The organism is Arthrobacter sp. 10T419 (assembly GCF_056394105.1).
Genome location: NZ_JBFTHF010000002.1, coordinates 260,768 through 272,722, shown reverse-complemented (window position 1 = coordinate 272,722; position 11,955 = coordinate 260,768). Strand labels below are relative to the sequence as shown.

Annotated in this window: 11 protein-coding genes and 2 tRNA genes; 2 read left to right on the top strand and 11 right to left on the bottom strand. The window is 68.6% G+C overall.

The window, feature by feature from the left end:
- The first annotated feature begins 57 nt into the window (after window positions 1-57).
- Window positions 58-564, top strand: coding sequence for a DUF2004 domain-containing protein (locus AC1DBD_RS04905; protein WP_476925614.1), 507 nt, complete (start codon window positions 58-60; stop codon window positions 562-564).
- A gap of 160 nt (window positions 565-724) precedes the next feature.
- Here the strand turns inward: AC1DBD_RS04905 and metE are convergent, their stop codons facing one another.
- Together metE and AC1DBD_RS04895 are read right to left on the bottom strand one after the other, a co-directional pair.
- Window positions 725-3,067: a 5-methyltetrahydropteroyltriglutamate--homocysteine S-methyltransferase gene (gene metE, locus AC1DBD_RS04900; protein WP_476981533.1), complete on the bottom strand. Its 2,343-nt coding sequence runs from the start codon at window positions 3,065-3,067 to the stop codon at window positions 725-727.
- 57 nt (window positions 3,068-3,124) lie between these two features.
- Window positions 3,125-4,099, bottom strand: coding sequence for a methylenetetrahydrofolate reductase (locus AC1DBD_RS04895; protein WP_476981532.1), 975 nt, complete (start codon window positions 4,097-4,099; stop codon window positions 3,125-3,127).
- 459 nt (window positions 4,100-4,558) lie between these two features.
- On the opposite strand from AC1DBD_RS04895, the gene AC1DBD_RS04890 reads away from it, so the two are divergent.
- Window positions 4,559-4,756 (top strand): hypothetical protein, encoded by a 198-nt coding sequence (locus AC1DBD_RS04890; RefSeq protein WP_249777074.1) that lies wholly within the window; start codon window positions 4,559-4,561, stop codon window positions 4,754-4,756.
- A 46-nt stretch (window positions 4,757-4,802) separates the two neighbouring features.
- Here the strand turns inward: AC1DBD_RS04890 and AC1DBD_RS04885 are convergent, their stop codons facing one another.
- From AC1DBD_RS04885 to nadD, 9 genes are all read right to left on the bottom strand, one after another.
- Window positions 4,803-6,005: an ROK family transcriptional regulator gene (locus tag AC1DBD_RS04885; RefSeq protein WP_476892388.1), complete on the bottom strand. Its 1,203-nt coding sequence runs from the start codon at window positions 6,003-6,005 to the stop codon at window positions 4,803-4,805.
- A 187-nt stretch (window positions 6,006-6,192) separates the two neighbouring features.
- Window positions 6,193-7,353, bottom strand: coding sequence for a class I SAM-dependent methyltransferase (locus tag AC1DBD_RS04880; RefSeq protein WP_441417583.1), 1,161 nt, complete (start codon window positions 7,351-7,353; stop codon window positions 6,193-6,195).
- Between the two features lie 9 nt (window positions 7,354-7,362).
- Entirely contained in the window at window positions 7,363-8,451 is a 1,089-nt protein-coding gene (locus AC1DBD_RS04875; RefSeq protein ID WP_476892387.1) for an NAD(P)-binding domain-containing protein, read from the bottom strand.
- Between the two features lie 68 nt (window positions 8,452-8,519).
- Window positions 8,520-8,882 (bottom strand): zinc ribbon domain-containing protein YjdM, encoded by a 363-nt coding sequence (locus tag AC1DBD_RS04870; protein WP_476892386.1) that lies wholly within the window; start codon window positions 8,880-8,882, stop codon window positions 8,520-8,522.
- Between the two features lie 64 nt (window positions 8,883-8,946).
- Window positions 8,947-9,019 (bottom strand) — tRNA-Ala (locus tag AC1DBD_RS04865).
- 187 nt (window positions 9,020-9,206) lie between these two features.
- Window positions 9,207-9,279 (bottom strand) — tRNA-Ala (locus AC1DBD_RS04860).
- A 118-nt stretch (window positions 9,280-9,397) separates the two neighbouring features.
- Window positions 9,398-9,799 (bottom strand): ribosome silencing factor, encoded by a 402-nt coding sequence (rsfS, locus tag AC1DBD_RS04855; RefSeq protein WP_441417580.1) that lies wholly within the window; start codon window positions 9,797-9,799, stop codon window positions 9,398-9,400.
- 125 nt (window positions 9,800-9,924) lie between these two features.
- A complete protein-coding gene (locus AC1DBD_RS04850; protein ID WP_476981531.1) occupies window positions 9,925-11,268 on the bottom strand; it encodes a hypothetical protein in 1,344 nt (447 codons plus the stop codon).
- 7 nt (window positions 11,269-11,275) lie between these two features.
- The gene (nadD, locus tag AC1DBD_RS04845; protein WP_476981530.1) at window positions 11,276-11,947 is read right to left on the bottom strand and encodes a nicotinate-nucleotide adenylyltransferase; all 672 of its coding nucleotides are present in this window, start codon (window positions 11,945-11,947) and stop codon (window positions 11,276-11,278) included.
- Between the last annotated feature and the right edge of the window lie 8 nt (window positions 11,948-11,955).

Genomic DNA, 11,955 nt, shown 5'->3' with positions numbered 1-11,955 from the left:
TCGGATAAATGCCGGCCAATGCTGGAACGGACCAGTATTCAGGACTATGTTGAAGACATGAGCAAGGTAGCGAGCCAGCACTTTGGAGAGATCGAGCTCAACCACGGGCGTGACCATAATTTCGCTGCGAAGCACGAACTTGCCGGCCAGCCCCTGGAGCTTGACCTGAATGTCAACGCGCATGACCATTTCGACGAGGCGGCCATGCACAAGGTTGACTACCGGCTGCGCTTCCTGCCCGAGCTTGTGGACCAGGTCCGCGAAATGATTGCCGAGGAGTTGGAGCAGGAAGGCACCAGCCCGCAGGAATACCTCCGCTTCCACTGCAACGCCATCAAGCCCGAGCACCTGCAGCAGGTCTTCGGCGTCACGGACAAGTCAGAGCTGACCAACCAGGTCTTCCTCAAGGCCCTGAAGCTCGGCCATGTCGGCATCTACCCGGGCCAGCCGGAGCGCTACTTCGTCCTCGACTTCACCTTGGGCGCGCACTTCTCCGACGAGGTACTGGTGGCCTCCGCGGACGAGGACGGCGTGGTTGACGACGAGATCCTCTGGGAATCCTGAATCTATTGTTCCGCAGCGGCCCTTCTGAGCGCTGACAGGGGCCCCTGCTCAGCAGCCGATGGGACAAACGTACGACGGCGGCCGGCCACCTAGGAAGGTGACCGGCCGCCGTCGTCGGTTAAGCCGCCGACCGTTCAGCGACCGCCGGGCCAGCTGCGTGCTACTTGGCCGCTTCGAGCACTTCCGCGCGGACCGTCCTGGTGGCCGTGACCAGGTTGCGCAGCGACTCCTCGGTCTCGGCGTAGCCGCGGGTCTTCAGGCCGCAGTCCGGGTTGACCCAGAGCTGGCGGGACGGGACGTGCTTGACCGCGGTGCTGAGCAGTTCGGTGACTTCCTGCTCGCCCGGGACGCGCGGCGAGTGGATGTCGTAGACGCCCGGGCCCACGCCGCGGCCGAAGCCGTGCGATTCGAGGTCGTGCACAACCTCCATGCGGGAGCGGGCGGCCTCGATCGAGGTCACGTCGGCGTCCAGGCCGTCGATCGCTTCGATGATGGCGCCGAACTCGGAGTAGCACAGGTGCGTGTGGACCTGGGTGGCGTCCGCGGCGCCGGCGGTGGCGAGGCGGAAGGACTTCACGGACCAGTCCAGGTAAGCGGCCTGGTCCGCCTTGCGCAGCGGCAGGAGCTCGCGCAGGGCCGGCTCGTCGACCTGGATGACCTTGATACCGGCCGCTTCCAGGTCCGCGATCTCGTCGCGGAGCGCGAGGGCCACCTGGTTGGCGGTCTCGCCGAGGGGCTGGTCGTCGCGGACGAAGGACCAGGCGAGGATGGTGACCGGCCCGGTGAGCATGCCCTTCATCGGCTTGCTGGTCAGCGACTGCGCGTAGCGGGCCCATTCCACCGTGATCGGGGCGCTGCGGGTGACGTCGCCCCAGAGGATGGACGGGCGGGTGCAGCGCGAGCCGTAGGACTGAACCCAGCCGTGCACGGTGACGTCGAAGCCTTCGAGGTTCTCCGCGAAGTACTGCACCATGTCGTTGCGCTCGGGTTCGCCGTGGACCAGGACGTCGAAGCCGAGCCCCTCCTGCAGCTCCACGACGCGCTTGATCTCATCCTTCATGAGCTGCTCGTACTGTTCGGTGCTGAGCTCGCCCTTGTTGGCGCGGGCCCGGGCGGTGCGGATCTCGGAGGTCTGCGGGAAGGAGCCGATGGTGGTGGTGGGCAGCGGCGGCAGGTGCAGCGCCTCGGTCTGCGCGGCTTCGCGGATCGCGTAGGCGGAGCGGCTGAAGTCCGCGTCGGTCAGGGCAGCGGTGCGGGCACGGACCTCGGCACGGCGGACACCCTCGGCCTCCGCGCGGGAGGCGATGATGCGGGTGGCCTCCTCGATGGCCGGGCGGACGGCGTCGGCATCGCTCAGCAGCCCGGCGAGGGTGATGACCTCGGTGGCCTTCTGGTCGGCGAAGGCCAGCCAGCTGCGCAGCTGCGCGGAGAGCTGGACTTCCTCGTCGACGTCGTGCGGGACGTGCTGGGTGGACGTGGAGGTGCTGATGGCGAGCTTCGCCACCGACTTCTGCAGCTCGGCGATCTTCGCGGCCGAGGCCGACAGGTCATTGCGCCAGATATTGTGGCCGTCCACGACGCCGGCCACGAGGGTCTTGTCGCCCAGCGCGGCGAGGGCGGCGGCGGACGGGACGTCGCCCTTGAAGACGTCCAGGTGCAGGGCATCGATGGCGGTCGCCGCGAGGGTGCCGAGCTGGCCGTTGAGCGCACCGTAGGGGGTGGAGACGAACAGCTGCGGACGGTCCGCGGCGGCGGCGAGCACCTCGTAGGAGCGGGCGACGGCGGCCTGGATCTCGTCGGCGGGGGTGTCCTGGTCCACCACGAGGGCGGGCTCGTCGAGCTGGACCCAGCTGGCGCCGGCCGCGGCGAGCTTTTCCAGCAGTGCGGTGTAGACGGGGAGGACGTCCTCGAGGCGGGACAGCGGGTTGAACCCGGCCGGAGCGTCGTCGGAGGCCTTGCTCAGCAGCAGGAAGGTGACCGGGCCGACGATGTACGGGCGGGTCTCCACCCCGTTGGCCAGGACGTATTCGAATTCTTCGACGATCCGGTTGGACGTCAGCGCGAAGCTGGTCTCGGGGCCGATTTCCGGGACGAGGTAGTGGTAATTGGTGTCGAACCACTTGGTCATTTCCAGCGGCTGCTGGTCCTTGGTGCCGCGGGCCAGGGTGAAGTAGCCGTCGATGTCCAGCTGGCCCTCGGCGTCGAGGAGGTTTCCGAAGCGGGCCGGAACGGCGCCGAGGTGGGCGGCGGCATCGAGCACCTGGTCATAGTAGGAGAAAGTGCCGGGGACGGCGGCGGCTTCGGTCAGGCCGAGGCCCTGGAGGCGCTTGGCGGTGCCCAGCTGGATCTCCTTGGCGGCGGCGTCCAGGGCGGCAGCGTCGATCTTGCCGGCCCAGTAGGCCTCGACGGCCTTCTTGAGCTCGCGGCGGCGGCCGATGCGCGGGTAGCCCAGGATCGAGGCGGCCGGGAACGGGGTGGGGACAGCGGTGTTGTGGTCAGTCATGGGAAGTCCTAAGAGTTGGTGGTGCGGTGCAGAGGAAAGTTGTGTCTACCGGCGCCGTCAGCTGGCGAGCTGGCGGCGGCCAGCCGGGCGCTGGTGGCTACTGTGCCGGTTGCCGCTTCGAGGGCGGGGAAGCGCGAGCTTGTCCAGCACCTCGAGGGCACTGGCGTGCTCGTTGAACGTGTACAGGTGCAGGCCCGGGGCCCCGGCGTCCAGGGCCGCGTTGGCCAGGTCCACGGTGGCGCTTACCCCGATCCGGTTGCGTTCGGCGTCGGTATCGGCGGCGGCCAGCCGCTCAATCAGCTCCGGCGCCGGTTCGACGCCGGTCAGTTCGCCCAGCCGGGTGAGCCGCCGGATGCTGGTCAGCGGCATGACCCCGGGGACGATCGGGATGGTGACGCCGGCCCGGCGTGCCCGGGACAGCAGCTTGGCGTACTGCTCGGTGTGGAAGAAGACCTGGGTGATGGCGAAGTCCGCGCCGGAGCGCTGCTTGGCCAGCAGCACCTCGACGTCGTGCGCCTCACTCGGGGATTCGGGGTGCCGCGTGGGGTAGGCCGCGACGCCGACCGCCACCTTGCCGGCGCAGAGCAGAGCCGAGCGTCGCTGCTCGACGCGGCGGATGAGCTCGATCAGGTCCTGGGCGTAGCGCAGCGAGCCATCGGCCGGCGCGCCGCCGTCCCTGGGCTGGTCGCCGCGCAGGGCGAGAATGCCGCGCACGCCGACGTCGAGCAGTTCGCCGATGATTTCGGCCAGCTCCTGGGGGGTGTTGCCTACGCAGGTCAGGTGCGCCAGCGGGCGCAGCGTGGTTTCCTGCACCAGGCGGTTGATGAGTTCGACGGCGGTGTTCCGGTTCGAGCCGCTCGCGCCGTAGGTGACGGACACGTAGTCGGGGCTGGTGGCTTCCAGTTCCCCGATGGTGGCCCAGAGCGACTCAGCAGCCGCTGGCGAACGTGGCGGGAAGAGTTCGTAGGACAGGGCGACGGGGGCCGCACCGGCGAGATTTGGATGTGCGTCAATAAGGCTTGGTGGAGACATTTGCGTCCTTGGCTGTGGGCCATTGGTGCCAGCTGGGCCGGAGTCCGGCCGGCGCTGCCGCCAATGAGTTGAGTTTGGGGAACACGGAGGAAACTTCAGCAGGACGCAGCCGCGACTGTTACGCCTGATACGAAGTTGTCCGTGAGCAAATGTCAGGCCCACATGGGGGCACCCACACCCTCCTAGGCCGCCCGTGAATAATTCGCATGGAATTCTTCCAAGAGCCGGCCCGCAGCGGAGGATCGCTGACACGTTACCGCGGTAACTTGTCTACGACTCTAAGGTGCCTGGGAAGGGCATTCAAGTTTTCCGCCGAATTAAGACGCGACTTTACGCCCTCGCGAAGCCTTCCACGGAAGATTCTTCGCCTATCAGGCCGATTATGTTGGCTGACGTTGTCCCGGAACCGGGGCCCTATCGGCCCTCCCCATGTCCGCGGCGCAGGTCTATCCTGAGGGCATGATCCAGCTTCCAGCCAGTTACCAGGAGTATCTCGCCGGCAAGAGCGAGAGCGTCATCAACACCGTCCGCCCGATCCTGATGCAGTCGGCGGCTGACAAGTTGCACGGGGTCCGGGTGGTGGTGCACCCGCACGACCACCAGGCGCATCTTGATGACACCATCCCGTTCGGGACCGTCATCGAGGACATCGACTGACGGCTCCGGCTCACGGCTGACGGCAAGGCACCCGGACGGCTCCCGGCTACCCCTCCAGCAGGAGGCGCTGGGAGCGCGGAGCCAGGGTGTGCTCCAGGACCAGGCAGGCGGCGCCGACGGCGCCCACATCCTCACCCACGCCGGTGCCGACGACCTCGATCCCGTGGATCTTCCGGGTGGCGCTGTTGTCCCCGACGAGTCCCGGGATCAGCTCCAGGTAGGCCGGCGCGAGGCAGGTCCAGAACGGGCCGCCGAAGACGACGCGGTCCACGTCCAGGGCGTTGGTGACGGCCGAGATGGCCCGTCCCACCAGCACGGCGGACCTCCGCAGGATGCCCTGGGCCTCCTCGTTCCCGCCGTAGGCCAGTGCGCAGAGTTCCGCGAAGCGTTCCTGCACCGCCGGAGCGCTCCGGTCCGCGAGGGCGCCGTCCAGCACGCCGGCCGCCTCGGCCTGGGCCACGAGGACCTGGGGGATGGCGGAGGACTTCACGCAGCCGTGCTGCCCGCAGTCGCACAGCGGGCCGTCGGGGTCGACGATGATATGCCCGATTTCGCCGGCGTTGCCGGAGGTCCCGCGGATGACCTCGTCGTTGAGGACCACCCCGCAGCCGATTCCGGTGCCCATGTACATAAAGACGAAGCTGCCGGCGCCACTGGGGCCGCCGGCCCAGGTTTCGGCCACGGCGGCGCTGGTGACGTCCTTGTCCAGGAGCGTGGACAGCCCGGTGGCTTCAGCGAGCCGGTCGCGCAGCGGAACGCGTTCCCAGCCCGGCAGCAGCGGCGGGTCCACCACGGCGCCTTCCTCGAGGTCGATCGGCCCCGGCGAGGCGATGCCCAGCCCGGCGACCTTGGCCCGGTCCACCCCGGAGTCCTCGATCAGCTGCTTGATCTCGGCGGCAATGGTGTCGATGATGGACCCCGGATCCGCGCCCGAGGGTGTCTTGATCCGGGAGTGCTTCACCACGGCGCCGACGAGGTCCAGCAGCACGAACGTCAGCACGGCGGGATCGAGGTGGACGCCGACGGCGTACATTCCGCCCGGATGAAGCCGGAGCATGGTCCGCGGCTTTCCGGGACCGGTACCCTCCTTGCCCGCCTCGACGATCAGGTTCTGGTCCAGCAGCCGGCGGGAGATGTTGGAGATGGTCTGCGGCGAGAGTCCGACGAGCTGCGCGAGTTCCACCCGGCTAAGGCCGCCCGGGGCGCGCCGGATCGCATCCAGGATAACCGTGAGGTTGAAATCCCCCATCCGTGGGAGGTTCGTTCCGCGCCGCGGCGAGGGTGTTCGGATCTCAGTCACTGATACCTCTAAACGTCTTCGGCCAAGCACTGCTGATGTCAGAATCGTACGTTACCCGCGGCCCCACGCCCCCACCTTCGGCCGTCACAGTCGGTCAGATTTCGCCCGAACGGCCTACCGTTACCGGCGCGGGCTCCTACGGCCGTGGCCTGCGGACACTCGCGGTGACGGTAAATTTCGGATTGCGGCCCACCTCCCGCGTGCGGCCGACCAGCCGTTCCAGCGCGGGCTGGTAGTGAAGATGGCTGTTGAACACCGTCCAGAGTTCACCGCCGGGGGCCAGGACCCGGGCCGCGGCTTCGATCAGTTTGATCCCGGCTCCGGCGTGCACCGCGGCGCCGAGATGGAAGGGCGGGTTGAGTAGGACCAGCTCGGCGCATCCGTCCGGCAGGGTGCTCATGGCGTCGTCCTGCAGGACCTCGATCCGGCGGTCCAGGCCGTTGGCGCGGGCCGTCGCCCGGGCGGAATCGACGGCCGCCGCGGACCGGTCGGTGGCGGTGACCCGGGCCTCCGGATGGCTGCGGGCGTACAGTGCGGCCAGGATGCCGGTGCCGCAGCCGAGGTCGACGGCGTGCCGGACGCCGGGGATCTCCGGCAGGAAATCCAGCAGGAAGCGGGTTCCGATGTCCAGCCCGGTGCCGGCGAACACGGCGCCGCGGGCGCAGACCGTGAGCTCCAGCCCGGTGTTCCGCTCAGAGACGGGGAACGGCGGTGGCCCGTCCATTGCTTTCGCGGCCCGGGCCAGCAGGATCCGTGATTTTTGCCGCGCCAGCTGCGGCTGCACCTCCCCGAAGTAGCGCTCCAGCACAGCGTTCATGCCCAGGCTCATGTGCTTGACCCGGCCGCCGGCGAGCAGCACCACCCCGGGTGCGGCGTACCGCGCGACGGCGTCGGCGATCTCCTCCAGCTCGGCCAGGGACCGCGGCAGCTGGAGCAGGACCAGGGCGGCGCCCTCCACGGCGTCGGCCAGCGGGAGCTGCTCGAACCCCTCGGTGAGCCCCGTGGCGGCGGCGTTATGCCGCAGCGCGCGTTCGCCCGTGATCAGGTCTTCGTGCACCCGGACCGGGCCGGCGTCGTGCCACCCCAGCGCGAGCACACCGAGGGTCAGTGCACCGTAGCGGTCCCCCACGACGGCGATCCTGCCGCCGGATGCCACCTGGCCGGCGGCCCGCAGTTCGGCGGCGGTGTCCAGCAACAAACGGTCGGTGGCGTCCCAGGCCTGCAGGTTGGCGGCCTCGACGTCGGGGAACCTCCGGAGCCGGGGGAAGAGGGATTCAAGATTGTTGGTAACGGGCACCGCTTTACGTTATCCCGAACCGGCCAGCAGTTTAACGATCCCTGCCACGGCGGCCCGGCCGGCGCGGTTGGCCCCGATGGTGGAGGACGACGGCCCGTAGCCGACGAGGTGCACCCGGGGCTCCGCGGCGACCCGGGTGCCGTCCATCGCGATGCCGCCGCCGGGTCCGCGCAGGTGCAGGGGCGCGAGATGTTCCAGCTCGGCGCGGAAGCCCGTTGCCCAGAGGATGACGTCGGCGGACCGGAAGCTGCCGTCCGCCATCCGCACTCCCCCGGGTTCAATGCCGGTGAACATTGGGTGTCGCTTGAGCACGCCGCGGTCCGCGGCGGCGCGCAGGGCCGGTGTCCAGATCAGTCCGGTCGCAGCGACGACGCTCTGCGGCGGCAGCCCCTGCCGGACCCTCTCCTCGACCAGGGCGACGGCGTCGTGGCCTGCCTGCCGGTCGAAGGCGGCGTCGCGCCAGACCGGCTCCCGCCGGGTGAACCAGGTGGTGCCGGTGACCTTGGAGATCTCGTCGAGCAGTCCGACGGCGGAAATGCCGCCGCCCACCACGATCACGTGCTGGCCGCGGAATTCCTCCGCGGACACGTAGTCCGCGACGTGCAGCTGCCTGCCGCGGAAACTGGCCTGGCCCGGATAGATGGGCCAGAACGGGCGCGTCCAGGTGCCGGTGGCGTTGATCAGGGCCCGGGCGGACCAGGCCCCGCGGGAGGTCTTAATGCGCAGGCGTCCGGCCGGGTTGCTGTCCTCGCGGGTGACGGCGTGGACCTTCACGGGCCGCTCGATGGCCAGGCCCAGCCGGGATTCGTAGCCGCCGAAATAGCGGCTCAGGAAACTCGAACTGGGCTCCTGCGGGTCCACCTGCGGCTGCGCGATGCCGGGGAGGTCGCTGATGCCGTTGACGGTGTCCATCAGCAGGCTTTTCCAACGGTGCCGCCAGGCGCCGCCGGGGCCGTCCTCGGCGTCGAGCACCACGTAGCTCAGCGGGTCGGCGGCGCTGTCCGCACCGGCGTTGCCGGAGACGCCGGCCGGGACGAAGCCGCGGCGCTGCAGATGGTAGGCGGCGGACAGCCCCGCTTGGCCAGCACCGATGACCACGACGTCGGCGGAGATTACGGGCGCTTCCGGTTGGCCCGGACGCGGTTCAGGAATGGCGGGTCCCCCGCTTAGCTCTTCTTGACGACGCTGGACTTGAGTTGCATGGGTCCGACGCCGTCGACCTTGCAGTCGATGTCATGGTCTCCAACGCCGTCCATGAGGCGGATTCCGCGTACTTTGGTCCCGACCTTGATGACAGTGGAGCTGCCCTTGATTTTCAGGTCCTTGATGACCGTTACGGTGTCACCATCGGCCAGCACGTTGCCCACCGCGTCCTTGATGACTCGCGCGGCCCGGGCACCGGCTTCGGCCTCCGCCGCATCGGCAGTAGCGGACCACTCATGGCCGCATTCGGGGCAGACCAGCAGGACACCCAGCTCGTAGCTGTATGTACTGGAGCATTCGGGGCACGGCGGCAGGGAGTCGTCCACGGTCCCCATCCTAATTGAGCGTTAACTAAGCGAGGCCCCGCTCAGAGAGCGGGACCTCGTTCGGTGGAGCTGAGGGGACTCGAACCCCTGACCCCCTGCATGCCATGCAGGTGCGCTACCAGCTGCGCCACAGCCCCGAAACTGCCGCTGACCGGGACCTTCAAAGAGCCGGTTCGATCAAGCAACCTGATTAGCTTAATCTACATTTGCCGCCGACGCTAATCGGCGTGCGGCGTGTCGGGCCGGACCGCTGTCCGCACGCCTCCGGGCGGAGCGGGCGCAAAAAAATCCGCCGGAATCTTTCGATTCCGGCGGATTATCCGGTGGAGCTGAGGGGACTCGAACCCCTGACCCCCTGCATGCCATGCAGGTGCGCTACCAGCTGCGCCACAGCCCCGAATTTTCGCTGCTCCGACTTCGTTCTCTCCGAAGCAACTCAAATATCTTAGATCAGCACTTCTGAAAATTCCAAATCGGGCATATTCAGGGTTTTGCGCTGCTGGCTGCCGCGCCGCCTACTCGGATTCGGTGGCGGCAGTGGCCTTCGCCGAGGCGTCGTCACCGAGCTGGAGGTCCACGACGGGGCAGTCCTTCCAGAGGCGCTCCAGGGCGTAGAACACGCGGTCTTCCTCGTGCTGGACGTGGATGACGACGTCGGCGTAGTCCAGCAGCACCCAGCGTCCGCCGGAGCGTCCTTCGCGGCGCACGGGCTTGAGGTCGAACTTGGACAGTTCATCCTCGATGCCGTCGACGATCGCGTTGACCTGTCGCTCCGACGGTGCCGAGGCGATCAGGAAGACGTCGGCGAGGGCAAGCCGCTCGCTGACGTCGAGGGCCACAATGTCCTCGGCCAATTTTTCCGCGGCAGCACGGGCTGCGTGGCGAGCTGTGGCGATGGATGAATCGGTTGCAGTCACGGGACTCCTTGTTGAATGTAAAAGCATTGAATGTCGAAAGCTGTTGGAATGAAAAGCTGTGTGCTGGAACCGCTGCTGGGACCGGAAGGCTACCGAAGCAGCCTGGCGCCGCCGCGGCGGAGCGGCTAGTGCGCCAGTCCGGTGACGATCAGGATGATGCCGGCAATCAGCGCCAGCACGCCGAGGGCCAGAACGCCGAGCTGAAGGGCTCGCAGACGCCGCGCCCGGCCCAATCCGGCCGTGGCCGCGTCGAGCGGATCGAGGCCGTAGGCGGCGTTGGCAGCGACCGGCGGACGTGCCGCAAAATCTTCCTCCACCGCCGGGGCACTGGGATTTTCGGGGGCGGCTGCCGCAGCCGGGCGGCGGACCTGTGCGGCCTGCGCGGCCGCCTCCGCGCGTGCCAGGACACCGGAGCGGCCGTTGACCGGAGCGGCATCCCGCTTGCGGGCCTGGCCGGGACGGCGCGAGGTGCGTGGAGGCTGGACCTTCGGGCTGGAGTTGGTGACCAGCGGGACATACGACGTGGCAGGGCGCTTCATTACTGGCCGCTCCACGCCGGGGACCTCGACAAATTCCAGCGGCGTCACCATGGCGAGGTTGCTGGCGGTCGAGGGATCGTTCTTAGGCTGTTCGCTGCGCGGCTGGGCGGGCCGGTTGTTCTGCTCGGCCAGCTTTTGCTTCGCGGCCGCGCGACGGTTGAGCACCGCCGCCCGCTCGGCGAGGGCAATCTGCTCGGCCAGAATCTCCGGATCGACGGCGTCCGGATCGGTGGCGGCAATGTGCTCCATCTTCGCCATCTGGTTGCGGGCCTGCTCGGCGAGCAGTTCGCGCGCGGCGAGGGCCTGCTCGACGCTCATTCCCTCCGGCAGCTTTCCGCCGCGGCCGGGACCGGGCTCGCCGTCGCCCTGGTTCGGGGCGGCGGCAGCCTCCGCCGGCGTCGAGACCGCGTCAGCGGACGTTTCCGCGCCGGCCGGCGGCTTGGCAGCCGCTCCCACTGCCGGGTGCGAGCGGGTTCGCGGGCTGGGCATCGGCACGATCGGATTGGCCGAGGTGGCAGGTGCGGTCTCCTCGGCAAGCTGCTGGAGCCGGAGCTGGCGGCGCGTGGGCGCACCGCCGGGCGACAGCTGCCCCTCTTTTTCCGCAAGTTCCTTGATGGTCCGCAGCGCGGCACGGTCGCGGGCGCGGATCTGGGAGGACCGTTCGGCGGCGGAAGTAGTCCGGACGGAATCCACCGGGCCTGGGACGCGGCGGCGGCCGGTGGTCTCGGCCTCGGTCGGTTCCTCGGGACGTCCGGAGAAGGAGGGATCCGCGCCGGCCTGCCGGGAGCCGGAACCCCCGCCGTCCTGATTCCGGGCAGCCTGATCCGCGCCAGCACCCGCGGTACCGGCGCCGGGGTTCACTTCCTGGCGTTCATCCCTGGCCTGGCGCAATTCGCGGCGGCTGCGGATGGGAGGCTGTTCCTGACTCATTGAAGGCTCATTCGGTGCTGGCGGTTTGGTTTATTTCGAGGTCAGCCCGGGATTCCCGGAAATCCGGCCCGGGATCGGGCTGGCCGTCGTACAGGTCGTACTTGGCGATGTACTGGACCACGCCGTCCGGCACGAGGTACCAGACAGGGTTTCCCGCGGCGACGCGTGCCCGGCAGTCCGTGGAGGAGATCGCCATGGCCGGGACCTCGAGCAGGCTGACATCATCGCGGCCCATGCCGTCCAGCACGTGCCCGGGCCGGGTCACACCGACGAAGTGCGCCAAGGACCACAGTTCGTCAATGTCTTTCCAGGACAGGATCTGCGCCAGCGCGTCCGCGCCGGTGATGAAGAACAGATCGGCGTCCGGCCGCAGCGTGCGCAGGTCGCGCAGGGTGTCGATGGTGTAGGTGGGACCCGGGCGGTCGACGTCGACCCGGCTCACCGTGAACCGGGGGTTCGAAGCCGTGGCGATGACCGTCATCAGGTACCGGTGCTCGGCCTCGCTGACCTTCTTGCTGCTCTTCTGCCAGGGCTGGCCGGTGGGAACGAACACCACCTCGTCGAGGCCGAACTTCGCCGCGACCTCACTGGCCGCGACGAGGTGACCATGATGGATCGGATCAAACGTGCCGCCCATCACACCCAGCCGCAGGCGGCGCTTCGCGCCATGCTGCTTCACTTTGGCGG

Coding starts and splice junctions, on each gene's coding strand:
- AC1DBD_RS04885 (WP_476892388.1), bottom strand. CDS start 6,005: ATGGGGGATTTCAACCTCACGGTTATCCTGGATGCGATCCGGCGCGCC.
- AC1DBD_RS04850 (WP_476981531.1), bottom strand. CDS start 11,268: ATGAGTCAGGAACAGCCTCCCATCCGCAGCCGCCGCGAATTGCGCCAG.
- AC1DBD_RS04905 (WP_476925614.1), top strand. CDS start 58: ATGAGCAAGGTAGCGAGCCAGCACTTTGGAGAGATCGAGCTCAACCAC.
- AC1DBD_RS04895 (WP_476981532.1), bottom strand. CDS start 4,099: ATGTCTCCACCAAGCCTTATTGACGCACATCCAAATCTCGCCGGTGCG.
- AC1DBD_RS04890 (WP_249777074.1), top strand. CDS start 4,559: ATGATCCAGCTTCCAGCCAGTTACCAGGAGTATCTCGCCGGCAAGAGC.
- metE (WP_476981533.1), bottom strand. CDS start 3,067: ATGACTGACCACAACACCGCTGTCCCCACCCCGTTCCCGGCCGCCTCG.